Here is a 23,060-nt window from a genome sequence, read left to right on the forward strand (position 1 = left end):
GGGGGGGGGGGGCGGGGGGGGGGGGGGGGGGGGGGGGGGGGGGGGGGGGGGGGGGGGGGGCGGGGGGGGGGGGGGGGGGGGGGGGGGGGGGCGGCGGCCCCGGGGGGGGGGGGGGGGCCCCCCCCCCCCCCCCCCCCCCGCCCCTCTCCGGTGTCGTCCCGGTGTGGCCAGGTCAGCGCTGGTCGTCGCGGTCGGCACTGTCCGCCGGACTGGATCCGGATCCGGACTCGGCCTCGTCCTGCTTGGCGCGGACCTCCGGGTCGAGGACGGTCCCGCCGCTGCCGTCGACCGAGGTCAGGGGGGCACGGTCGTCGGCCACCTCGGTAGGGGCGGGCGGCTCGACCAGCCAGTCGGGGTTGGCCTGCTTGTCCCACCACTTCCAGGCGGCGAAAGCCCCGCCGGCCAGGAGGCCCAGGAGGAGGAACCCCTTGGCCGTACGCCCTGCCCTGGCACGCCGTTCGTGCTTCCGTACGAGCTTCTGGATCTCCTTGGCCGTCACCTGTCCGCGCAGGGCGGCCAGCGCCGCCGCGCTGCGGGCGGTGGCTTCCTCGGCCACGGGCCGGCTCGCCGCCACCGCGTACTCGACACGCGGCACGGTGTAGTCGGCTGCGCTCCGAGCGGCATTTCGCGTCCGGGCGGCAGCCTTGTGCGCGGCTTCGTCGACCTTGGGAGGCACATGGGTCAGTGCCTGTTCGATGCGCGGTGCGAGGTGCGCGCCGTACTGGACGCGGGCTTGTGCGGCTGCCTTCGACACCTTGGGCGCGAGCCGGGCGCGGGCCTCCTGCGCGTAGTGCGCGGCCTGTTCCTTGGCCGTGTCGGCGTAAGGCGCCACCACTTCCGCGGCGTGCTGCGCGCTGTCCTTCGCCGAGTAGGTTGCGGCACGCACGCTGTCGATGCGGGTCACTGGATCCTCCTCCTTGGTGGCGGGTAGGTACTCCGCCTATCCACCCAATTCGAAATCATGCCCGCTGGGGCCGCGAGCGCCATGCGGGACGGGCATCCGGGTCACGAGGTCATTCTCGGGCAATGCGGCGCAAGAGGATCATGTCGCCGACGATGCCACGGTTCGTGTCGGCGCGCTCCGTGCCGTCGGGTGCCTGGCCGAATCCGGCCGGTGGGAAGTGTGGGAAAGGTGCGGGAAAGCGGGCAACAAGGTGAGTACTGCTCCTCTTGGCTCCGCGACCACGCTGTGCGGAGGGCGCTCCGTGCGAGGATCGGTGGTCATCAGCGAAGACTTACGGAAGGCAGACCGTGGCCGAGCAGCTTTACGCCACTTTGAGGACCAGCCGGGGCGACATCGAGATCAGGCTCCTGCCGGACCACGCGCCGAAGACGGTCAGGAACTTCGTCGAGCTCGCCAAGGGCGAGCGGGAGTGGACCGACCCGGAGACGGGCAGGAAGTCCACCGGCAAGCTGTACGACGGCACTGTCTTCCACCGTGTCATCAGCGGTTTCATGATCCAGGGCGGTGACCCCCTGGGCAACGGTACGGGCGGCCCGGGGTACGAGTTCGGTGACGAGTTCCACCCTGATCTGGCGTTCACCAAGCCCTACCTGCTGGCGATGGCCAACGCCGGGCCCGGCACCAACGGTTCGCAGTTCTTCGTGACCGTGTCGCCCACCGCCTGGCTGACCGGCAAGCACACGATCTTCGGCGAGGTCGCCGACGAGGCCGGCAAGAAGGTCGTGGACGCGATCGCGGCGGCTCCGACGAACCCGCGCACCGACCGCCCGCTCCAGGACGTGGTGATCGAATCGGTGGTCGTCGAGACCCGTTGATCCGAGGGGGCGGCGGCCTCCCGGGCCGCTGACCGGACGGCCGCCGTCCCGCACGGGAACCAACCGCCCTGTTCGTCCGTACTGCTGCACAACGGGCGAGCGGGGTGGTCGCATGTGTGCCGCCACCGCGGACGAGGACCGAAGGGACCGTGACCGATGGACCAGCATCCGCCGCAAGACCGGGACGGGTCCGCAGCCGCGGACGGCCCGCCCGCCTGCTACCGGCATCCGGACAGGGAGACGGGCATCCGCTGCACGCGGTGCGAGCGGCCGGTCTGCACGGACTGCATGATCGAAGCCTCGGTGGGCTTCCACTGTCCGGAGTGCGTCCGGGAAGGTTCCGGCACGGGTCACCACCGCGCGGCGAACCGGCCCCGGACCCTGGCGGGCGGAAGCGTCGCCGACGACCCCAGGCTGGTCACCAAGGTCCTGCTCGGCATCAACCTCGCCGTTTTCGTCGCGGTCCTGATCACCGAGCGGTCGGGCCATCCACTGGTCGATGATCTGCTGCTGTTCGGCCGGGCCTACTCGGGTGATCCCTCCGCAGGTCTCGAAGGCGTGGCGGAGGGCCAGTGGTACCGGCTGGTGACGTCGGTGTTCCTGCACCAGGAGGTGTGGCACGTCGCGTTCAACATGCTGGGGCTGTGGTGGCTCGGAGGGCCTCTGGAGGCAGCGCTGGGCCGTGCCCGCTATCTCACCCTCTATCTGCTCTCGGGACTCGCGGGCAGTGCGCTCACCTATGGGATCGTCGACCCCGCCCAGGGCTCGCTCGGTGCTTCGGGCGCCGTCTTCGGCCTGCTGGGTGCCACGGCCGTGCTGATGCGCCGGATGAATTACGACATGCGGCCGGTGATCGCGCTGCTCGTGGTGAACCTGATCTTCACCTTCAACCCGTGGGGTGCGATCGCCTGGCAGGCACATGGGGGAGGACTGGTGGCAGGCGTGCTGATCGCGATCGCCATGGTCCACGCACCGCGCGAGCACCGGCATCCCGTGCAGTACGGCGTGTGTGCGCTGGTCCTCGTGATGGTCGTGGTGGCCGTCCTCATCAGGACGGCTGCGCTCACCTGAGCGGAGATCGTTGTCTCGGGAGCGGTTGTCCACAGAGGGTGCCGAATCTTGTGCATGACGTGAGGAACAGGTGTGCCCCTTGTCGCCGACCCGGGTTTCAACAGGTAGGACAAGGGGCGTACCGCCTCGCGACGCGTAAGCGCGCAGTCACGCGGGATCAAGAACGAGAAAAGTTATCCACAGGCGGTCCGACCTTTTCCCCCACCTGTGGATAACTCTGTGGGTAACTCAGGGCAGAACTACTTCCACTGTGTGGAAACCCCGAAGCCGCCGGCGATGAAGCCGAAGCCCACCACGATGTTCCAGTTGCCGAGAGCGTCGACCGGCAGCTCGCCCTCGGTGACGTAGAAGACCACGATCCAGGCCAGGCCGATCAGGAAGAGCGCCAGCATCACCGGTGCCACCCAGCTGCGGTTGGTCAGCTTTATGCTCGTCGACTGCTTCGCCGGCGGAGGCGTGAAGTCTGCCTTCTTGCGGATACGTGACTTCGGCACGAGGGACTCTCCTGTCGATGCGCTGCGTGACCGCGCAGGGATCTGTGGCTGGCGCCGGGGCGCGAGGGGGAATGCTGCCTCCCCGGGGCGTCCGTTAGCGTAGTGCTTCCGTGGCGCCTAAGGAGATAAGGATACGTTGAGCAATTCTGCCGACTCTCCTCGAGGCCCGGCCCGGCGCGTGTCCCGTCGGCCGGTCCAATGCCTCACCGCTGCCGTTTTCGCCCTGGCCGGACTGATCTTCGTGACCAGCGCCAATACGGCCAAGGGGACCGATATCCGCACCGACTCCTCGTTGCTGAAGCTTTCCGATCTCATTCAGCAGCGCAGCGAGAAGAACGCCGAGCTGGACGAATCGACCGCTTCCGTGCGCGCGGACATCGACACCCTCGCCCGCCGCGACGACGGGAGCACCCGCGCCGAGGACGCAGAGCTCGACGCACTGGAGAAGGCCGCGGGCACCACGGAGGTCACCGGCGAAGCGCTTGCCGTCACGCTGAACGACGCCCCGCCGAACGCCACCGCCAACCCCGGGTACCCCGAGCCGCAGCCCAACGACCTGGTGATCCACCAGCAGGACCTGCAGGCCGTCGTGAACGCCCTCTGGGAAGGCGGAGCCCGTGGGATCCAGGTGATGGACCAGCGGCTGATCTCCACCAGCGCGGTGCGCTGCGTCGGCAACACGCTGATCCTGCAGGGGCGGGTCTACTCGCCTCCGTACAAGGTCACCGCCGTCGGCGACCGCGGCGAGCTCAGGCAGGCGCTCACGGACTCCACGGCGATCCAGAACTACCAGCTGTACGTCAAGGCGTACGGGCTCGGGTGGAAGGTCGAAGAGGACGACGAGCTGACGCTTCCCGGCTATTCGGGCACCGTCGACCTCCATTACGCACAGCCTGTGGAGTAGCCCGCCGGGGGCCCTGGGCGACGGGTGCGCGTGAGGACGGACGGGACTGTGACGGGCGCCCGGCAGACGGCTTTCCACAGCTGACCCACGCCTGTGCCCCGGCCGTTTAGTCTGGTGCCGTACCGAATGGAGGCAACAGCATGTACGGCTGGATCTGGCGGCACCTGCCGGGCAACGCATGGGTGCGGGGCTTCATCTCGCTCGTGCTCGTCCTGGCCGTTGTCTACGCGCTCTTCCAGTACGTCTTCCCGTGGGCGGAGCCACTGCTCCCGTTCGGCGATGTGACGGTGGACGGCGAAGACGCCGGAGCAGCGGGGGCCGGCCGGTGAGCGCGCGCATCCTCGTGGTCGACAACTACGACAGTTTCGTCTTCAACCTCGTCCAGTACCTCTACCAGCTCGGCGCGGAGTGCGAAGTGGTGCGCAACGACGAGGTGACCACGGCGCACGCCGACGACGGTTTCGACGGAGTCCTGCTGTCGCCGGGTCCCGGTACACCCGAGCAGGCGGGCGTCTGCATCGAGATGGTGCACCACTGCGCGCGGAGCGGAGTTCCGGTCTTCGGTGTCTGCCTGGGCATGCAGTCGATGGCCGTCGCGTACGGCGGCGTGGTGGACCGGGCGCCGGAACTGCTGCACGGCAAGACCTCCCCCGTGTTCCACGAAGGCAGGGGCGTGTTCGCCGGGCTGCCCTCCCCGTTCACCGCGACGCGTTACCACTCGCTCGCCGCCGAACCGACGGCGGTACCGGCGGAGCTGGAAGTCACCGCACGCACTGCCGACGGCATCATCATGGGGCTCCGCCATCGCGAACAGGCGGTGGAGGGCGTGCAGTTCCACCCCGAGTCGGTGCTCACGGAGCACGGCCACCTGATGCTCGCCAACTGGCTGGTGCGGTGTGGTGACCACGGCGCCGTCGGGAGATCGACGGGGCTCGCCCCGGTGGTGGGCAAGGCCGTCGCGTGACCTCACCCCGCCCTCATACCGGGCATGAAGGTCCGTACGCGCAGGGAGCGTACGAGCCCGACGGCACGTTCGAGGCGGCGGTGGAGCAGCTCGCGGACCCGCTGAACGATCCGCTGCCGGGGCAGCACACCTCGCCCTGGTTCCGGGCGGGGGCCTCCCAGCAGGACGGCGGGGCCCGGCAGACGCCTCGGACGGCGGTTCAGGGGCCTGTGGAGCCCCCGGACGGGTGGTACGACCCGGAGGGGTATCAGAAGGGCTGGTACGGGCGAAGGGAGCCGGAAGCGGCTCCTGCGGCGGGAGCCGTCCGGGAGGCGACGGTGCCGGCCGGACCGGGGTCGCCCGCTCCGGCGCCGGGCGCATCAGGCCCCGACCCCGTACGGCCCCTCACCGATGGCCGTCCCGTACCGAGTGACGAGACCGTCGCCCTGCGGACCGCCGATGCGCGCAGGGCACCGCAGCGGGCGGGCACCGATGCCTCGGAGCCCGTCCCAAGGACGACTGCGACCGGCGGCCGGGCCGAGCGCCGGCGGGCGGCCAGAGGCCGCGGGAGACGGCGGGGCGAACCCCGGCGTGCCGGGGGAGCCGAACCGCCGGAGCCCGCCGTTCCGATGTCACGGCTGGAGGCCCGGCGCGCGGCCCGTGCCGCCAAGGACAGCCCCGCCGTCGTCGCCAGCCGGGTCGTCGGGGAAGTGTTCATCACCTTCGGTGTGCTGATGCTCCTGTTCGTCACGTACCAGCTCTGGTGGACCAACATCCGCGCCGACCAGATCGCCGGCCGGGAGACGAACAGGATCCAGGACGAGTGGGCGAGCGGCGAGCGCAGTCCGGGTGTCTTCGAACCCGGACAGGGATTCGCCGTCATCCACATCCCCAAGCTCGACGTGGTCGCGCCGATCGCCGAGGGCATCGACAAGGAGAAGGTCCTCGACCGCGGCATGATCGGCCATTACGCCGAGGGCGAGCTGAAGACCGCGATGCCGTCGGCGAAGCAGGGGAACTTCGCGGTGGCGGGACACCGCAACACCCACGGTGAGCCCTTCCGCTACGTCAACAGGCTGAAGCCGGGCGACCCGATCGTGGTCGAGACGCAGGACGCCTACTACACGTACGAGATGTCCAGCATCCTTCCGCAGACGTCCCCGTCCAATGTGGCCGTGATCGACGAAGTGCCTCCGGGGTCCGGGTTCACCGGCCCCGGCAGGTACATCACGCTGACGACGTGCACGCCGGAATTCACGAGTACGTACCGAATGATCGTGTGGGGCAAAATGGTCGACGAACGGCCGCGCAGCGAGGGGAAGCCCGACGCGCTCGTCGGCTGAACATCATCACGACAGGGACGGTGCGGTGGCAGCGAGGACCGAGCACGAAGAGCGCACCGACGAGCCGGTGGTCCCGGTGCGGAGCAGGCGCCGTCATCCCGTCGCGACGGCGGTGAGCCTCTTCGGCGAGCTCCTGATCACCGCCGGCCTGGTGCTGGGCCTGTTCGTCGTCTACTCGCTGTGGTGGACCAACGTGCTCGCCGACCGCGAGGCCGCCGCGCAGGGCGAGACCGTACGTGACCGCTGGGCGGGCGGCCCGGGGGCCCTGGACACCAGGGACGGCATCGGCTTCCTCCACGTCCCCGCCATGAAGAACGGCGAGGTGCTGGTCAAGAAGGGCACCGACCCCGAGACGCTCAACAACGGCATCGCCGGCTACTACACGGATCCGGTGAAGTCGGCCCTCCCCTCGGACGCACAGGGCAACTTCGCGCTCGCCGCGCACCGGGACGGACACGGTGCCAAGTTCCACAACATCGACAAGGTGAAGAAGGGTGACGCGGTCGTCTTCGAGACCAAGGACACCTGGTACGTCTACAAGGTCTACGCGGAGCTCCCGGAGACGTCGAAGTTCAACGTCGACGCGATCGCCCCGGTGCCCGAGGAGTCCGGTGTGAAGAAACCCGGCCGCTACATCACGCTGACGACGTGCACCCCCGTCTACACGTCGAAGTACCGCTACATCGTGTGGGGCGAGCTGGTGCGGACCGAGAAGGTGGACAGGGACCGCACGAAGCCGGCGGAGCTGCGGTAGACACGGACGAGGACGACGGCACAGGGCCCCGGTCACCGTTGAGGTGACCGGGGCCCTGTGTCTGTCCGTACGGCGTCGGGCAGGCTCGGTCCGGCTATCCCCGGCCGCCGAAGAAGCCGCCGTCCCCGCCCCCGTCCGTACCGCCGAGGGTGGTGAGGGTGACCGTGCTGCCCTTGGGGACCTGGCTGTTGGCCCCCGGCGCGGCCTGCATCACCAGGGCGTTCGGCTTGTCGGACGAGTTGGGGGCCAGCGCGACCACGAGCCCCAGGCCTTCGAGCGTGCCCTTCGCGTCCTGATAACGCTTGCCGACGATGTCACCCGGGATGGTGACCTGCTCGGGCTGCGCCGGGCCCTTGGAGACCTTGAGGACGATCTGGGCGTCCTTGGCCTGCTTGCTCGGGCCTTCCGGAGTCTGGCCGACGACCATGTCCTTCGGCTGGTCCGAGTCGACCTCCTGCCGGGAGATGTTGGTGAAGCCGATCCCCCGGAGCTGGGCCTCCGCCTCGGCGTAGGACCGGTTGAGAACCGGAAGATCGAGCAGGGCCTCCTTGGCCACCGTGATCGTGACCTCGGTCTCCCTGTCGGCCTTCGTACCGCCCTCGGGGTCCTGCTTGGTGACCGTGCCCGGGGTCGCATCGGACTCCACCGCGGTGACCTTCACCGTGAAGCCCTCGTCCTCCAGCTTCTTGCGGGCGCTGTCCTCGGACTTCTCCAGGACGTCGGGGACCTCGACCTTGGGGGCGCCGGTGGAGACGACGACCGTCACGGTCTCACCCGTTGCCATCTGGGCGTCCGGGGCCGGGGTCTGGCTGCAGATCTTGTCCTTCTCCTGGTCCTCGCAGGGCTCCTTGGACCCGACCTTCAGCACGACCTCGGCGTTGTCCGCGAGTCTCTGCGCCTCTGCGACTGTGGTACCGACCATGTTCGGCGCGCCGAACGTGCCGTCGTCCCCGCCGTCTGAGCTGAAGATGTACCGGCCGATCAGGATCGCACCGATGAGCACCAGGATGCCGGCGACGACGAGGAGGATCGTCGAGGTGTTGCTCTTCTTCTGGCGCCGGCGGCCCGGGCGCTCGTCGTAGCCGTAGCCGCCGTCGTCCGGGTTGACCGGGGGCAGCATGGATGTCTGGCCGCCACCCGGGTCCGTCGTCCGCAGGGCGGTGGTGGGCTGGTCGTTGCCGTAGGCGTCGTACCCGCCGTAGCCCGCCGCGCCCATGGCCGCTGTGGCCGCGACCGGCTGGCCGTCGAGACAGGCCTCGATGTCGGCACGCATCTCGTCGGCCGACTGGTAGCGGTAGTCGGGGTCCTTGGTCAGCGCCTTCAGGACGATGGCGTCCATTTCGGGCGTGATCTCGGGGTCGAAGTTACTCGGAGGCTGCGGCTCCTCGCGCACGTGCTGGTACGCGACCGCGACGGGCGAGTCACCGACGAACGGGGGCCGGACCGCGAGCAGTTCGTAGAGCAGGCAGCCGGTGGAGTACAGGTCGGAGCGGGCGTCGACCTGCTCGCCCTTGGCCTGCTCGGGGGAGAGGTACTGGGCCGTGCCGATGACCGCGGCGGTCTGGGTCATCGTCATCCCGGAGTCGCCCATGGCACGGGCGATACCGAAGTCCATGACCTTGACCTGGCCGGTGCGCGTCAGCATGACGTTCGCCGGCTTGATGTCACGATGGACGATCTGGGCGCGGTGCGAGTACTCCAGCGCCTGCAGGATTCCGACAGTCATCTCGAGGGTCCGCTCCGGCAGCAGCTTGCGGCCGGAGTGCAGGAGCTCTCTGAGCGTCGACCCGTCGACGTACTCCATCACGATGTACGGGATGGAGACCCCGTCGACGTAATCCTCGCCGGTGTCGTAGACGGCGACGATCGCGGGGTGGTTGAGCGAGGCGGCCGACTGGGCCTCACGGCGGAACCGTGCCTGGAAGGACGGGTCGCGGGCGAGGTCGGCCCGCAGCGTCTTCACAGCGACGGTGCGACCGAGCCGGGTGTCGTGCGCGAGGTAGACCTCGGCCATGCCACCACGGCCGAGCACCGAGCCCAGCTCGTACCGGCCGCCGAGGCGACGCGGCTCTTCCATAACTGATCCAGCCCTCTCCGTCAGTCCCGACCGCACCCGTGTGTGGTCCGGCGGTGCGCTGTTCGCACTTACGCTACCGGGCGCTCCCGGCATGATCGGCCCGCACCCGTCAGCTGATATCCGACCGGTATCCCGACGTGCTGGTGTGGACAGAAGTTGTGACGGGTGTCACTGCTTTCCGTCGAGTACGGCCTTCATCACGTTCTTGGCGATCGGTGCGGCCAGGCCACCGCCGGAGATGTCGTCCCGGTTGGCGTTGCCGTCCTCGACCACCACGGCGACGGCGACCGGGGATCCGCTGCCGGTCTTGGCGTACGAGATGAACCACGCGTACGGCTTCTCGCTGTTGTTGAGGCCGTGCTGTGCGGTACCGGTCTTGCCACCGACAGTGACGCCGTCGATCCGCGCGTTGGTTCCCGTGCCGTCCTCGACGACGGTCTCCATCATCTGCTGCACCTTCTGGGCGTTCTCCGCCGAGAGCGGCCGGCTCAGCTGCTCCTTCTCGTGCGTGTAGATGACGTCCAGGTTGGGTGCCTGGCGCTGGGCGACCATGTACGGCTGCATGAGCTTGCCGTCGTTGGCGATCGCGGACGCCACCATGGCCATCTGGAGCGGTGTGGCGCGGTTGGAGGCCTGGCCGATGCCCGCCATGGCGTTCTGCGGCCGGTTGTCCTTCGGGTAGATGCTGGCGTCGGCCCGGACCGGGGTGAAGACTTCCTTGCCGAAGCCGAACTTCTCGGCCTGTTCGATCATCTTCCCGTTGCCGAGATCGTCGCTCATCTTGCCGAAGACCGTGTTGCAGGAGTAACGCAGGGCGTCCCGGAGCGAGGCGTCCTCGCAGGGGATGTTCCCCTCGTTCTGCAGCAGGTTGGTCGACAGGGGGAGCCGCCAGGGCAGCGGGGAGTCCGTCTCCGCGTCGATGTCGGTGTAGAGGCCGTTCTCCAGTGCCGCGGCGGCCGTGACGACCTTGAACGTCGAGCCGGGCGGGTAGGTCTCCCGCAGGGCCCGGTTCAGCATCGGCTTGTCCTTGTCGGACAGGAGCTTCTGCCGGGCGTCGGAGTCCTTCATGGAGTTGCCCGCGAAGACCGAGGGGTCGTACGAGGGCGTGCTCGCCAGCGCCAGGATCGCGCCGGTCTGCGGGTCGATCGCCGCGACGGCGCCCTTCTTGTCGCCCAGCCCGGTGAAGGCGGCCTTCTGGGCTTCACCGTTCAGAGTGGTGACGATGTTCCCGCCGGTCTTCTGCTCACCGGTGAACATCGACAGGGTGCGGTCGAAGAACAGCTGGTCGCTGTTGCCGGTGAGGATGCCGTCCTCGATGCTCTCCAGCTGCGAGGAGTCGAAGGCCTGCGAGGAGTAGCCGGTGACGGGCGCCCACATGGGGCCGTTCTTCCAGACGCGCTTGTACGTGAAGTCGCTGTCCGTGGTCTCGACGGAACCCGTGACGGGTTCGCCGTCGACGATGATGTTGCCGCGTTCGTGGGCGTAGCGCTCGATCTGGACGCGGCGGTTGTGCTCGTTCGCGTTGAGCTCGTCGGCACGGACGTACTGGAGGTAGTTCGTGCGGACCAGCAGGGCGAGGACGAGGATGCCGCAGAAGAGCGCGATCCTGCGGAGCGGCTTGTTCACGGTCGGACCACCTGGGTCATCTCGGCGTCCGGGGACGGTGCGGGAGCCGGGGCGGGACGCCGGGCGGTGTCGCTGATCCTGAGCAGGATGCCGATGAGCGCCCAGTTGGCGATGACGGAGGAACCACCGGCCGCGAGGAACGGCATGGTCATACCGGTCAGCGGGATGAGCCCCATGACACCGCCGGCGACGACGAAGACCTGGATGGCGAAGGAGCCGGAGAGACCGATCGCCAGGAGCTTGCCGAACGGGTCGCGGGCGGCGAGTGCCGTGCGGACACCGCGCTCGACGATGAGACCGTAGACGAGCAGGACCCCCATCATTCCGGCGAGGCCGAGCTCCTCACCGACGGTGGCGAGGATGAAGTCGGAGTTGGCGGCGAAACCGATCAGGTCGGAGTTGCCTTGGCCGAGTCCCGTACCGAGGGTTCCGCCGGAACCGAAGGCCATCAGCGACTTGGCCATCTGCTCGCTCGCCATCTCCTTGCCCCAGCCCGCGAAGGGGTCGAGCCAGGCGGTGACACGATCCTGGACGTGGGGCTCGAACGTCGCCACACCGACAGCGCCGGCACCGGACATCAGCAGGCCGAAGACGATCCAGCTGGTGCGCTCGGTGGCCACGTACAGCATGACGACGAACATGCCGAAGAACAGCAGTGAGGATCCCAGGTCGGTCTCGAAGACCAGGATGAGGATCGAGAACGCCCACACCATGAGGATCGGCCCGAGGTCGCGGCCCCGGGGCAGGTAGAGACCCATGAAGCGGCGGCTGGCCAGGGCCAGGGCGTCGCGCTTGACCATCAGGTATCCGGCGAAGAACACCGCGATGATGATCTTCGCGAACTCACCCGGCTGGATCGTGCCGACGCCAGGGATCTTGATCCAGATCTTGGCGCCGTTCACGGCCGGGAAGAACATCGGAAGGATCAGCAGGAACAGCGCCACCAGCATGGAGATGTAGGTGTAACGCTGCAGGATCCGGTGGTCCTTGAGGGCGATCAGGACGACGACCAGCAGGGCGACGCCGACCGCTGAGAACATCAGCTGCTTGGAGGCGGCGGGGGCGAACGTCTTGAGTGCCTGGAACCGCTCCGACTGGTCCAGGCGCCAGATGAGCGCCAGCCCCAGCCCGTTCAGCAGGGTCGCCAGCGGCAGCAGCAGCGGGTCGGCGTACGGGGCGAACCTCCGCACGGCGAGGTGTGCCACGCCGCCGAGCAGCGCGAGGCCCAGGCCGTAACCGAGCATTCCGGCGGGCAGTTCGCCGTTGAGGGCGAGACCCACGTTGGCGTACGCGAACACCGAGATCAGAACGGCGAAGGCGACCAGCGCCAGCTCGGTGTTACGGCGGCTCGGCGCGTCGATCGCGCCGATGGTGGTCGTGTTGGTGACAACGCTCATGTGCTGAAGGCCCCCTACGGCTTACTGCTTACCGCACTGCAGGGCCAGCTTCTTCTCTTCCTCCGAGAGGCTGGGGCCGGGAGTGGGAGTCGCGGTCTTGGTCCCCTTGGCGGGAGACGTGGCGGACGTGCTGTCGGAGGCGCTGCCGGTTTCGCCCTGGTTCTTGGCGGCATTGGTGTCCGCCTCGGCCGCGCGGCGCTGCGCGTCCTTCTCGCAGGCGGAGGCCTGTGCTTCGAGCTCGCTGATCTTCTTGCGGGCATCGGTGAGGTTGCCCTGGGAGATGGTCGCTTCGACCTTCTTGCGCCAGTAGGGCGGGAGGTACTTCAGTTCGATCTCGGTGTCCTCTTCGACCTTCGAGAGGGACACCCAGGCGAGGTCCTGGCTGATTCCGCGGAACAGCGCGACGTTGTCGTCCTTCGCGCCCACGTAGAACTGGGTCTGGGTCCAGCGGTATCCGCCGTAGACACCGCCGCCGATGACGGCCAGCGCCAGCACGATGTAGAACGACCGCTTCAGCCACCTGCCGCGGCTGCGGGGCTTGACGAAGTCGTCGTCGGTGTACGAGTTGAAGGCGCCGTCCGGGCCGGAGCCGTAACCCATGTCTTCGCCGCTGCCGGGAGGACCGAAGCCCCCGGCCGGCGGCGGCACGGGGCGGCCGAGCCCGGCCGCCCGTCCGGCCGGTGTCTCCATGGCGCGGCCGTCGTTCGTCTGGGCGGCCTGGTTCTCGGCGACCGCACCGACGATGACCGGGGTGTCGTTGAGCTGCCCGGCCAGGGTGTCGTTGCTGTCGACGTCCAGGACGTCGGCGACGATGCAGGTGATGTTGTCGGGGCCGCCGCCGCGCAGAGCGAGCTGGATGAGGTCCTGGATGGTCTCCTGGGGGCCCTGGTAGCTGGCCAGGGTCTCTTCCATCGTCTGGTGGGAGACGACGCCCGAGAGCCCGTCCGAGCAGATCAGGTAGCGGTCACCGGCGCGGACCTCCCGGATGGAGAGATCGGGCTCCACGTGGTCGCCGCTGCCCAGGGCCCGCATGAGCAGGGAGCGCTGCGGGTGGGTGGTGGCCTCTTCCTCGGTGATCCTGCCCTCGTCGACGAGACGCTGGACCCAGGTGTGGTCCTGGGTGATCTGCGTGAGTACGCCGTCGCGCAGGAGATAAGCCCGGGAGTCGCCGACGTGGACGAGGCCGAGGCGCTGACCGGTCCAGAGCAGGGCGGTGAGCGTCGTGCCCATCCCCTCCAGCTGGGGGTCCTCCTCGACCATGACGCGCAGCTGGTCGTTGGCCCGCTGGACCGCCGTACCGAGCGAGGTGAGGATGTCGGAGCCCGGGACGTCGTCGTCGAGCTGGACGAGCGTGGAGATCACCTCGGAGCTGGCGACCTCTCCGGCCGCCTGGCCGCCCATGCCGTCGGCGATGGCGAGAAGGCGGGGTCCGGCGTAACCGGAGTCCTCGTTGCCTTCCCGGATCATGCCCTTGTGCGATCCGGCGGCGAAGCGCAGGGACAAGCTCATGCGCACCTCGCCCGTCGGCTCGGGGTACAGCCGGTCTCGAGCCACACTGCCCACCCTCCGGTCGGGAGCCGCGCCGGGTCCGTCTTCAGGACCGCTGCGGCTCGCTCGCTCCGCTCGCTCATTGTCGTACTACTTCCGCAGCTCGATGACGGTCTTGCCGATGCGGATCGGCGCGCCCAGCGGAACAGGTGTCGGGGTGGTGAGCCGGGTCCGGTCGAGATAGGTGCCGTTGGTGGACCCGAGGTCCTCGACGATCCACTGGCCGTCACGGTCCGGATAGATCCTGGCATGCCGACTGGACGCGTAGTCGTCATCCAGCACGATCGTTGAATCGTGCGCACGGCCCAGGGTGATGGTCTGCCCCTGGAGCGCGACGGTGGTGCCGGTGAGCGTTCCTTCGGAGACGACCAGCTTGGTGGGTGCCCCGCGGCGCTGGCGCCCGGACTGCTGGCGCTGCTGAGGCGGCGCTGCTTGTTGTTGGCGCCCCTGCTGCGGTCGGGCGTCACCGGCAGTGCGGCGTGAGCCGCGCTGCGTGACGCGCGTACCGAACAGGTCGCTGCGAATGACCTGAACGGCCACGATTACGAATAGCCACAGAACAGCCAGGAAACCTAGCCGCATGACCGTCAGGGTCAGCTCTGACATTGCCCCCGCTTCACCCTTCGGCTTGCCGGTAAACGATGGTGGTGCTGCCCACGACGATCCGCGAGCCGTCGCGGAGCGTAGCGCGGGTGGTGTGCTGCCCGTCCACCACGATGCCGTTGGTGGACCCGAGATCCTGGATCGTCGAGGGCGTTCCGGTCCGGATCTCACAGTGCCGGCGCGATACGCCGGGGTCGTCGATCCGCACGTCGGCGTCGGTGCTTCGTCCCATCACCAACGTCGGGCGGGAGATCTGATGGCGGGTGCCGTTGATCTCGATCCAGCGCCGCACCTGGGCGCCCGGCGCGGAGCCGGACGCGGCCGGCGGGCGCCAGTCGCTGGAGGAGCCCCCGGCGCCCGGCGGCGGGGCCGGAGGCATGGGCGGGGCGGAAGCAGGCGGGTAACCGTAACCGCCCTGCCCCTGCGGGGCGGCGGGGCGGTTCGGCTGGGAATGGGGAGCGGGGCCGCTCTGCTGGCCCTGCTGCTGTGACGAACTCGATGCCAGGGTCCGGCTGCGTACGCGGTAGAGACCCGTGTCGAGGTCGTCCGCCTTCTCCAGGTGGACCTTGATCGGGCCCATGAAGGTGTACCGCTGCTGCTTGGCGTAGTCACGTACGAGGCCGGACAGCTCGTCGCCGAGCTGGCCGGAGTACGGGCTGAGCCGCTCGTAGTCAGGAGTGCTGAGCTCGACGATGAAGTCGTTGGGTACCACGGTCCGCTCGCGGTTCCAGATCGTCGCGTTGTTGTCGCACTCGCGCTGGAGGGCTCCCGCGATCTCGACCGGCTGTACCTCGGACTTGAAGACCTTGGCGAAGGTGCCGTTGACCAGACCTTCGAGACGCTGCTCGAAACGCTTCATGACTCCCATGGGGCACCTCCTCCGGTGTCGTCATCCCTGCACTGCTTGCTGATCGTATCCACGCGTCGGGAAATCGGCTGGTTCCCCTTGTCTGCACAGAGGATGAGTGTCACCTCTCACACGGATCGTAGAGGTGGCCTCCTGACAGTGTCCCGCACTCCGGGTGCACTCAGGAGGAGTGGGGCCGGGCTTTCCGCGTTCCCGCTTCCCCTCGTGGGTCCGGCGAAACAACGGATGTGAATCCACCCTGTCCAGCGTGCTAATCTTCCGGATGTCGCCAGGCGCTCACACCACACGGTGAGAGAGTCTGAAAACACCACTCATGCGCGAGTGGCGGAACGGCAGACGCGCTGGCTTCAGGTGCCAGTGTCCTTAGGGACGTGGGGGTTCAAATCCCCCCTCGCGCACAACAGGCGGTCGCTTGCGACTGCCAAGTTGGTTCGACAGAGCCCCTGCACCGGAAAGATCCGGTGCAGGGGCTCTTCGTTGTGCGGATCTTCTTGGGTGGGTCCTGGGCGGCCGGCGTGGCTCTTTCTCCGAAGCCGCTTGTTGCCGGCCTGCGCCTGCCGGTCCCGGATGTGTGCTCCTGGGTCGTCCTCGGGCGGGCAGGCGTGGGCTGCGGACGATGAGGGGACCCGTACCTGGTGCAGAAGTGCGGGCGGAGGTGCTTGCTGTTTCACGTGAACGCCGGAGCCGTGTCGAAGATCCGTACCGGAGAAGTGCTTCGCGTGAACCCGTTCGACGCATCGGCGAGCGGTGCGGGCTCGGCCGCCCGGGCTTCGAGCGGCGGCTTCGACTTCTGGACGACGAGATCGCCTTCCGCCCGAGCATGCTTGCAGGTTCCGCCTGGCGCGCAGGTTTTCCACAGGTCGGTTCCCAAGCTGTCCACAGAGGCGGGATGTTGTCACGGGACAGGCGTACCGTCGTCCGCGGTTGGTGTCGGACGGACGGAACAGCTGAACGAGGCGGGGGAGGCGACGCTCCATGGGCGAAGGCGAGTCGACGGCGGCGACACGGCGGGCGGCAGCGGAGAGGCGCATTCCGGTTGTTCCCGGTTTCGCGCGGCCTGTGGCCGCAGGAGTCAGGCCGCCCGGGGCCGGGGCGGTGTCGCCGAAGGCAGCCGGCAAGGCGCTGAGGCTCAAGACACCCCGGGCCGCGCACCGTGCTCTGGTCCTGCCCGCCGGAAGGCCCGACGCAGTGGACGCGGTGGAGGAGTCGAACCGGGGCCGGGTACCTGGCCTGACACCCATACGGGTGGGGCGGATGGCGGCAACGCCGTTCGCGTTTCTGCGCGGCTCGGCCGGCTTGATGGCCCATGACCTGACGGGCACGCCGGTCACGGGGGTGGGTGCCCAGTTGTGCGGTGACGCGCATGCGGCCAACTTCGGTCTGTACGGCGATGCGCGCGGCAACCTGGTCATGGACCTCAACGACTTCGACGAGACCGTCTTCGGTCCATGGGAGTGGGATCTCAAGCGGCTCGCCACCTCACTGGTGCTCGCAGGCCGGGAGGCGGGGGCGGACGAGGACACCTGCCGACAGGGCGCGTACGACACGGTGGGTGCGTACCGGCGCACGATGCGCCTGCTGGCCGGTCTGCCCGCGCTCGACGCGTGGAACGCCATCGCGGACGAGGAACTCGTCTCGTACACCGACGCGAGGGACCTGCTCGGGACCCTGGAGCGGGTTTCCGCCAAGGCACGCAACAACACGAGTGCCCGCTTCGCCGCCAGGTCCACCGAGGAGTGCGAGGACGGTGGCCGCCGCTTCGTCGACGCACCGCCCGTGCTGCGCCGGGTGCCCGACGCGGAGGCGTCGGCCGTGGCGGCGGGGCTCGAGGGTTACCTCGGGACGATCTCGGAGGACAAGGTTCCGCTGCTGGCCCGCCACGCGATCCATGACGTGGCGTTCCGGGTGGTCGGCACGGGAAGTGTGGGAACCCGGTCGTACGTGGTGCTCCTGCTCGACCATCGTGGCGAGCCGCTTGTCCTGCAGGTGAAGGAGGCCCGCCCCTCCGTGCTGGCCCCTTATCTCCCCCAGGTCGGCTTCGAGGTGCCGGACGTGGTGCACGAGGGACGTCGGGTGGTGCTCGGACAGAAGCGGATGCAGGTCGTCAGTGACATGTTGCTCGGCTGGGCCGAGGTCGACGGCAGGCCCTGCCAGGTGCGCCAGTTCAGGAACCGCAAGGGCAGTGTGGATCCCTCCGCGCTCGCAGCGGACCAGGTGGACGACTACGGGCGGATGACCGGGGCGCTGCTGGCCAGGGCCCACGCACACAGCGCCGACCCCCGGCTGCTCGCGGGTTACTGCGGGAAGAACACCGAGCTGGACGCCGCAGTGGCCGATTTCGCGGTGACGTACGCGGACCGGACCGAGGCGGATCACGCCGAGCTCCTCCGGGCGGTCCGAGCCGGGCGGATAGCCGCCGAGCTCGGCGTCTGAGCGGCTTGGCGACACCGTGTGTCCTCATGGTGCGGGTGGTGGCCATACGCTGGACGGGTGACCCACGAAGCCGCCGGGGTGCCGACCACCCGGAACGACGAAGACCGGCAGAAGCCGGGCCGGCAGGACGAGCCGCAGCACGTGCAGGACGCGTTGCGGGGCGAGACGCCGCGAACGGCCCCGGACGATGCGCCGCAGGCGGGTACCGCCGCCGGTGGCACGGCTGGGGATCCGGCCGGCGGCGGGGGTGGTGAGGCGGGCGACGACGCGGTGACGGATGCGAGCGGTGCGCCTCGTCCTGCGGAGCGGCTCGCCAAAGCGGTCCGGGTGGCCGAGCAGGCGTTGATCGAGTTCGAGATCGCGGTGGAGACCTTCCGGGTCGAGGTGGAGAACTTCTCGCGGCTGCACCACCAGAAACTCGGCCCGATGTACGCACGCCTCGATGAGCTCGATGCGCAGATCGCGGAGGCGCGGGCCGCGAGGACCGGCGATCCGGAGGATCTGCGCAAGGCGCAGGAGGCACGGTCGATCGTCATGCCGATGCCCGGCGTCGACGAGCTCTTCCACGACTGGATGGACTCGGACGGGCTCTCGCCCGAGGCCTCGGCCATGCTCACCGAGCAGCCCGTCCGGCCGCCGAAGCGGGTGAGGCCGGGTGAGGAGGCGCGCAAGCTGTACCGGGAACTGGCCCGCCAGGCCCACCCGGACCTGGCTCCGGACGAGAAGGAGCGGGCACGGCGTGACGAATTCATCGCTCGCGTCAACGCGGCCTACGGACGTGGCGACGTGGCGTTGCTGAAGGAGCTGGCCGCCGAATGGGCGGCGGGCCCTGTGATCCCGGAGCTGAGGCTGAGCGAGAGCGAGGAGCTGTACGCGCGGCTGGAGTGGCTCAGCCGTCGTAAGGAGCTGCTGACGGCTCTGGCCCAGGAGCTGGAGGAAAGCGCGATCGGCTCGATGCTGCGGATGGCACCGGACGATCCCGACCGGCTTCTGGACGATATCGGCGAAAAGCTTCTGGCGGAGGTGTCCCAGCGTGAGAGCGAGCTGGCAGGCCTGGTGCAGTAGCGTTCCGGATGACCCTGGCGCGTACGTACGAGAGAAGGCATACCCATGAATTTCGCTCCGCTGCCCTCGGTGGACGCCGCGGCCGTTCCGTCGGACGGTTTTGTGCTGGACGTCCGTGAGGACGACGAATGGGCGGCCGGGCATGTCGAGGGCGCACTGCACATCCCCATGAGTGACTTCGCCGACCGCTTCGGCGAGCTGACCGAGGCGGCCGGTGACGGTCGGCGCGTACATGTGATGTGCCGCGTCGGAGGCCGGTCCGCCCAGGTCACTCAGTATCTGGTGCGACAGGGCATCGACGCCGTGAACATCGATGGCGGCATGCATGCCTGGGACGGTGCCGGGCGTCCGATGGTCACGGATGACGGAAGCCCGGCTTTCGTCCTCTGAGAGCACGGTGTCCCGTTCCGCAGGAGCCTTGAGCGGTGGGCCTGCCGCACGGCGTGTCTTTCCGGCCGGTGCGGCAGTGCGGGCGGGGCCGCTCGCGCCGTCGGGTGTAGTCGACGGGCATACGCAGGCAGGGGCGTCGTCCGGTGCCGGGTCGCTGGGCACGGGTTGCTGTCCGGGCAGGGCGTTGCACGGGGGCGTCAGCGGTCGAAGTCGATTTCGACCTCCGGGGTGACGGGGTGCGACTGGCACGCCAGGACGAAGCCGGCTCCGGTCTCCTCCGGTTCCAGCGCGAAATTGCGGTCCATCCGCACCTCGCCCGACACCAGGAAGGCCCGGCAGGTCCCGCACACTCCTCCCTTGCAGGCATACGGAGCGTCCGAGCGGCTTCGCAGCACCGTGTCCAGCAGCGATTCACCGCCCTGGACCGGCCAGCTGCCCGACCGCCCGTCGAGGGTCGCCGTAAGTCTGCTCTCCGACGGTGTGACCACCTGGGTGGCCGCCGGCGAAGCCGTCACCTGGCCGGTGACGTGGAAGATCTCCTGGTGGATGCGGGACCGGTCGGCTCCGAGTGCGCGCAGCGCGCTCTCCGCACCCCTGACCAGGCCGAGAGGCCCGCACAGGAACCAGCCGTCCACGTCGGGAACCGACAGCAGGGCGGGCAGCAGTCCGGTGAGCCGCTCGCGGTCCAGACGGCCTGAATGCAGCCCGGCAGCCTGTTCCTCCCGGGACAGTGAGGTCACCAGCTGAAAGCGGTCCGGATAGCGGTCCTTGAGGTCCGCCACCTCGTCGAGGAACATCGTCGACGCAGCTGTCCGGTCACTGCGAATCAGACAGAAACGCGCCAGAGGTTCCCGTGCCAGCAGTGTCGCCGCCATCGACAGCACCGGTGTGATGCCGCTGCCACCGACGACCGCGGCGAAATTGCCCGGGCGCGGAGCGAGGACGAAACGGCCCGTCGGGGCCATGGCCTCCACCTGGTCCCCGACCGCCAGCTCCTTGAGGGCGTACGTGGAGAAGGTGCCTCCGTCGACCATGCGGATGCCCACCCGGAGCAAGGGGGCGCCCGGTTGCTCGGTGGCAGGTGTGCAGATCGAGTAGGACCGTCGGATCTCCTCGTCGCCGACGTGGTGGCGCACGTTCAGGTGCTGGCCGGGAGTGTGCCGGAAGGTCTCGCGCAGCGCGGCCGGCACGGCGAAGGTGACGGCCACCGCGTCGTCCGTGATCCGTTCGATCTCGCTGACCCGGAGCGGATGGAACATCTACAACTCCTTGAAATGGTCGAACGGTTCGCGGCACGTCACACACCGGCGCAGCGCCTTGCAGGCCGTGGAGGAGAACCGGCTCAGCAACTCCGTGTCCGTGGAACCGCACTGGGGACAGCGCACCGAGAGCGTCAGCGGCACCGGCCCGGCCGGCCCGCTTCGCGGACGTGGCGGCGCTATGCCGAACGCTGCGAGCTTCCGGCGCCCTTCGTCGCTGATGTCGTCCGTCGACCAGGCAGGGGCGAGGACCGTGACCACGGAGACCCCCGTGACCCCGTGGTCGTGCAGCACACGCTCGATGTCGGTGGACATGGCTTCGATGGCGGGGCAACCGGTGTATGTCGGCGTGAGCCGCACGGTGACCTTGCCCGCCTCGTCCACCCGTACGCCGCGAAGTACGCCGAGCTCGTCCAGGGTGAGGACCGGTAGCTCGGGATCGGGCACGGAGCCCGCCAGCTGGTGGAGTTCCGCCTCGAGTGGTGTTTCGGTGGTCACCACGATGCCCCCGGGTGGCTGCGGTGAAGATGCTGCATCTCGGCGAGCATCCGCCCGAACGGCTCCGTGTGCAGGCCCTGCCGTCCGGCTCCGGCCGTCCAGGCCCCGGACTGCGGTCCTGACGGGAGGTTCAGGGTGGCCCGGTGCACCACTGAGGTGACAGCGGCCAGCCAACGGTCGCGCAGAGCGTGCGGGTCAACGTCGACTCCTTCGACGGGTTCGAACAGCTCGCCGGTGAACCTCCACAAGGCATCGAGCGCGAGCTGCATGCGCTCATGGCTTTCCGCGGTGCCGTCGCCCAGGCGCAGGACCCACTGTTCCGCGTGGTCCCGGTGGTAGGCGACTTCCTTGACGACCTTGGCCGCGAGATCTGTGAACTCGCCCTCACCGGCGGCCAGCTCCTTGTACAGCAGGTGCTGGTAGACGGAGAAGTAGAGCTGGCGGGCGATGGTGTGGGCGAAGTCGCCGTTCGGCTGCTCCACCAGCTGGACGTTTCGGAAGGCCCGCTCCTCACGGAGGTAGGCCAGCTGGTCCTCATCCCCTACGAACGAGAGCAGCGTTCTGGCCTGTCCCAGAAGGTCCAGAGCGATGTTGGCCAGAGCCACCTCCTCCTCCAGCACCGGGGCACGGCCCGCCCACTCCCCCAGCCGGTGCGAGAGCACCAGCGCGTCGTCGCCGAGGGCGAGGGCCGCGCTCACAGGTGCTTCACCCCTTCCGGGATCTCGTAGAACGTGGGGTGTCGGTAGGGCTTGTCCCCGGCGGGTTCGAAGAAGGAGTCCTTCTCGTCCGGCGAGGAGGCGGTGATCTCCGTCGAGGGGACAACCCAGAGGGAGACGCCTTCCGAACGGCGTGTGTACAGATCACGGGCATTGCGCAGAGCCATCTCGGCGTCCGGCGCGTGCAGGCTGCCGGCATGGGTGTGGGACAGCCCGCGACGGGAACGCACGAACACCTCCCACAGTGGCCAGTCGGTCGAACTGCTCATGAGGTCGCCTCCATGGGCTGGGCGGCTGATCCGGTGGGACCGGGCCGTGCCGCGTGCTTGTCTGCGTACGCCGCTGCCGCGTCGCGGACCCAGGCGCCCTCTTCGTGAGCCGTGCGCCGCTGGGTGAGCCGTTGCTCGTTGCAGGGACCGTTGCCCTTGAGGACCTCCTGGAACTCCCTCCAGTCGATCGCTCCGAAGTCGTGCTGCCCGAGCTCCTCGTTCCACCGGATGCCGGGGTCGGGGAGGGTGAGCCCGAGCGCTTCTGCCTGCGGTACACAGATGTCGACGAAGCGCCGGCGCAGCTCGTCGTTGGAGTGCCGTTTGATCTTCCACGCCATTGACTGGGCCGAGTGTGCCGAGGCGTCGTCAGGCGGACCGAACATCATCAGAGAGGGCCACCACCAGCGGTTCACCGCGTCCTGCGCCATTTCGTGCTGGGCGGGGGTACCCCGGCTCAGGGCGAGCAGCAGCTCGTACCCCTGGCGCTGGTGGAAGGACTCCTCCTTGCAGATCCGGACCATCGCCCGCGCGTACGGGCCGTAGGAGCAGCGGCAGAGCGGTACCTGGTTGGTGATAGCGGCACCGTCCACCAGCCAGCCGATCGCACCCACGTCCGCCCAGGTCAGCGTGGGGTAATTGAAGATCGATGAATAGCGCTGACGCCCGGCGTGCAGTTTGTCGAGGAGTTCCTCGCGGCTGGTCCCCAGGGTCTCCGCCGCGCTGTACAGATAGAGGCCGTGTCCCGCCTCGTCCTGCACCTTCGCCATCAGGATGGCCTTACGGCGCAGCGAGGGTGCTCGTGAGATCCAGTTGGCCTCGGGCTGCATGCCGATGATCTCTGAATGTGCGTGCTGGGCCATCTGACGGATCAGGGTCGCCCGGTACGCGTCCGGCATCCAGTCCCGTGGCTCGATCCGGTCGTCGGCCGCCACCGCTGCGTCGAACACCCTGAGGCGCTCCGCCTCCGCCGCGCCTGCTGTCCCCTGCGTCGTCTGGTCCGCAGTCACTGCCGCCATCACGGGC

Annotated in this window: 24 protein-coding genes and 1 tRNA gene; 11 read left to right on the top strand and 14 right to left on the bottom strand. The window is 68.9% G+C overall.

The window, feature by feature from the left end; all coding sequences use genetic code 11:
- Window positions 1-172: 172 nt before the first annotated feature.
- Complete coding sequence (locus tag ACF1FZ_RS30280) at window positions 173-904, bottom strand: DUF5324 family protein (RefSeq protein WP_391776580.1); 732 nt, start codon at window positions 902-904, stop codon at window positions 173-175.
- Window positions 905-1,251: 347 nt separating this feature from the next.
- On the opposite strand from ACF1FZ_RS30280, the gene ACF1FZ_RS30285 reads away from it, so the two are divergent.
- Together ACF1FZ_RS30285 and ACF1FZ_RS30290 are read left to right on the top strand one after the other, a co-directional pair.
- Window positions 1,252-1,779 carry a peptidylprolyl isomerase gene (locus tag ACF1FZ_RS30285; protein ID WP_391776581.1) on the top strand — a complete coding sequence of 176 codons (528 nt, stop codon included), beginning with the start codon at window positions 1,252-1,254 and terminating at the stop codon, window positions 1,777-1,779.
- 156 nt (window positions 1,780-1,935) lie between these two features.
- A complete protein-coding gene (locus ACF1FZ_RS30290) occupies window positions 1,936-2,850 on the top strand; it encodes a rhomboid family intramembrane serine protease (protein WP_391776582.1) in 915 nt (304 codons plus the stop codon).
- A gap of 239 nt (window positions 2,851-3,089) precedes the next feature.
- Here the strand turns inward: ACF1FZ_RS30290 and crgA are convergent, their stop codons facing one another.
- Window positions 3,090-3,344 (bottom strand): cell division protein CrgA, encoded by a 255-nt coding sequence (gene crgA / locus ACF1FZ_RS30295; protein ID WP_391776583.1) that lies wholly within the window; start codon window positions 3,342-3,344, stop codon window positions 3,090-3,092.
- Window positions 3,345-3,480: 136 nt separating this feature from the next.
- Between crgA and ACF1FZ_RS30300 the strand changes: the two genes are divergently transcribed.
- The 5 genes from ACF1FZ_RS30300 (at window position 3,481) to ACF1FZ_RS30320 (ending at window position 7,288) form a co-directional block, all read left to right on the top strand.
- Window positions 3,481-4,248 carry a DUF881 domain-containing protein gene (locus tag ACF1FZ_RS30300; protein WP_391776584.1) on the top strand — a complete coding sequence of 256 codons (768 nt, stop codon included), beginning with the start codon at window positions 3,481-3,483 and terminating at the stop codon, window positions 4,246-4,248.
- 140 nt (window positions 4,249-4,388) lie between these two features.
- The gene (locus ACF1FZ_RS30305) at window positions 4,389-4,577 is read left to right on the top strand and encodes a hypothetical protein (protein ID WP_391776585.1); all 189 of its coding nucleotides are present in this window, start codon (window positions 4,389-4,391) and stop codon (window positions 4,575-4,577) included.
- A complete protein-coding gene (locus tag ACF1FZ_RS30310) occupies window positions 4,574-5,212 on the top strand; it encodes an aminodeoxychorismate/anthranilate synthase component II (RefSeq protein ID WP_391776586.1) in 639 nt (212 codons plus the stop codon). The genes ACF1FZ_RS30305 and ACF1FZ_RS30310 overlap by 4 nt, the downstream gene beginning before the upstream one ends.
- Window positions 5,209-6,534 (top strand): class E sortase, encoded by a 1,326-nt coding sequence (locus tag ACF1FZ_RS30315; protein ID WP_391776587.1) that lies wholly within the window; start codon window positions 5,209-5,211, stop codon window positions 6,532-6,534. Before ACF1FZ_RS30310 ends, ACF1FZ_RS30315 begins: the two co-directional genes overlap by 4 nt.
- Before the next feature lie 25 nt (window positions 6,535-6,559).
- Entirely contained in the window at window positions 6,560-7,288 is a 729-nt protein-coding gene (locus tag ACF1FZ_RS30320; protein WP_391776588.1) for a class E sortase, read from the top strand.
- Window positions 7,289-7,382: 94 nt separating this feature from the next.
- Here the strand turns inward: ACF1FZ_RS30320 and pknB are convergent, their stop codons facing one another.
- The 6 genes from pknB to ACF1FZ_RS30350 form a co-directional block, all read right to left on the bottom strand.
- Window positions 7,383-9,365 (bottom strand): Stk1 family PASTA domain-containing Ser/Thr kinase, encoded by a 1,983-nt coding sequence (pknB, locus tag ACF1FZ_RS30325; protein WP_391776589.1) that lies wholly within the window; start codon window positions 9,363-9,365, stop codon window positions 7,383-7,385.
- Window positions 9,366-9,533: 168 nt separating this feature from the next.
- Window positions 9,534-10,991, bottom strand: coding sequence for a peptidoglycan D,D-transpeptidase FtsI family protein (locus ACF1FZ_RS30330; protein ID WP_391776590.1), 1,458 nt, complete (start codon window positions 10,989-10,991; stop codon window positions 9,534-9,536).
- Window positions 10,988-12,388 (bottom strand): FtsW/RodA/SpoVE family cell cycle protein, encoded by a 1,401-nt coding sequence (locus ACF1FZ_RS30335; RefSeq protein WP_391776591.1) that lies wholly within the window; start codon window positions 12,386-12,388, stop codon window positions 10,988-10,990. The genes ACF1FZ_RS30330 and ACF1FZ_RS30335 overlap by 4 nt, the downstream gene beginning before the upstream one ends.
- Window positions 12,389-12,409: 21 nt before the next feature.
- On the bottom strand, window positions 12,410-13,897 hold the full coding sequence (locus ACF1FZ_RS30340; protein WP_391776592.1) for a Stp1/IreP family PP2C-type Ser/Thr phosphatase: 1,488 nt from the start codon (window positions 13,895-13,897) through the stop codon (window positions 12,410-12,412).
- A gap of 129 nt (window positions 13,898-14,026) precedes the next feature.
- A complete protein-coding gene (locus ACF1FZ_RS30345; RefSeq protein WP_031090454.1) occupies window positions 14,027-14,542 on the bottom strand; it encodes an FHA domain-containing protein in 516 nt (171 codons plus the stop codon).
- Between the two features lie 10 nt (window positions 14,543-14,552).
- On the bottom strand, window positions 14,553-15,407 hold the full coding sequence (locus tag ACF1FZ_RS30350) for an FhaA domain-containing protein (protein WP_391776593.1): 855 nt from the start codon (window positions 15,405-15,407) through the stop codon (window positions 14,553-14,555).
- A 315-nt stretch (window positions 15,408-15,722) separates the two neighbouring features.
- Here ACF1FZ_RS30350 and ACF1FZ_RS30355 point away from each other — a divergent pair.
- Window positions 15,723-15,805 (top strand) — tRNA-Leu (locus ACF1FZ_RS30355).
- Window positions 15,806-16,074: 269 nt separating this feature from the next.
- Here the strand turns inward: ACF1FZ_RS30355 and ACF1FZ_RS30360 are convergent.
- Window positions 16,075-16,287 carry a hypothetical protein gene (locus ACF1FZ_RS30360; protein WP_391776594.1) on the bottom strand — a complete coding sequence of 71 codons (213 nt, stop codon included), beginning with the start codon at window positions 16,285-16,287 and terminating at the stop codon, window positions 16,075-16,077.
- 95 nt (window positions 16,288-16,382) lie between these two features.
- Between ACF1FZ_RS30360 and ACF1FZ_RS30365 the strand changes: the two genes are divergently transcribed.
- The 3 genes from ACF1FZ_RS30365 to ACF1FZ_RS30375 are packed head-to-tail and all read left to right on the top strand — an operon-like array spanning window position 16,383 to window position 19,295.
- Window positions 16,383-17,840 carry a DUF2252 domain-containing protein gene (locus tag ACF1FZ_RS30365; protein ID WP_391776595.1) on the top strand — a complete coding sequence of 486 codons (1,458 nt, stop codon included), beginning with the start codon at window positions 16,383-16,385 and terminating at the stop codon, window positions 17,838-17,840.
- 57 nt (window positions 17,841-17,897) lie between these two features.
- Window positions 17,898-18,905, top strand: coding sequence for a J domain-containing protein (locus ACF1FZ_RS30370; protein ID WP_391776596.1), 1,008 nt, complete (start codon window positions 17,898-17,900; stop codon window positions 18,903-18,905).
- A gap of 45 nt (window positions 18,906-18,950) precedes the next feature.
- On the top strand, window positions 18,951-19,295 hold the full coding sequence (locus ACF1FZ_RS30375; protein ID WP_391776597.1) for a rhodanese-like domain-containing protein: 345 nt from the start codon (window positions 18,951-18,953) through the stop codon (window positions 19,293-19,295).
- A gap of 197 nt (window positions 19,296-19,492) precedes the next feature.
- Here ACF1FZ_RS30375 and ACF1FZ_RS30380 read toward each other — a convergent pair whose 3' ends face one another.
- The 5 genes from ACF1FZ_RS30380 to paaA are packed head-to-tail and all read right to left on the bottom strand — an operon-like array spanning window position 19,493 to window position 23,053.
- Entirely contained in the window at window positions 19,493-20,554 is a 1,062-nt protein-coding gene (locus tag ACF1FZ_RS30380; protein WP_391776598.1) for a 2Fe-2S iron-sulfur cluster-binding protein, read from the bottom strand.
- Complete coding sequence (gene paaD, locus ACF1FZ_RS30385) at window positions 20,555-21,052, bottom strand: 1,2-phenylacetyl-CoA epoxidase subunit PaaD (protein ID WP_391776670.1); 498 nt, start codon at window positions 21,050-21,052, stop codon at window positions 20,555-20,557.
- Window positions 21,049-21,750 (bottom strand): 1,2-phenylacetyl-CoA epoxidase subunit PaaC, encoded by a 702-nt coding sequence (gene paaC, locus ACF1FZ_RS30390; protein ID WP_391776599.1) that lies wholly within the window; start codon window positions 21,748-21,750, stop codon window positions 21,049-21,051. Before paaC ends, paaD begins: the two co-directional genes overlap by 4 nt.
- On the bottom strand, window positions 21,747-22,037 hold the full coding sequence (gene paaB, locus ACF1FZ_RS30395; protein ID WP_031090474.1) for a 1,2-phenylacetyl-CoA epoxidase subunit PaaB: 291 nt from the start codon (window positions 22,035-22,037) through the stop codon (window positions 21,747-21,749). The genes paaC and paaB overlap by 4 nt, the downstream gene beginning before the upstream one ends.
- Complete coding sequence (gene paaA, locus ACF1FZ_RS30400; protein ID WP_391776600.1) at window positions 22,034-23,053, bottom strand: 1,2-phenylacetyl-CoA epoxidase subunit PaaA; 1,020 nt, start codon at window positions 23,051-23,053, stop codon at window positions 22,034-22,036. Before paaA ends, paaB begins: the two co-directional genes overlap by 4 nt.
- Window positions 23,054-23,060 lie beyond the last annotated feature (7 nt).

Source organism: Streptomyces sp. NPDC014623 (assembly GCF_043088245.1).
Classification (GTDB): Bacteria; Actinomycetota; Actinomycetes; order Streptomycetales; family Streptomycetaceae; genus Streptomyces.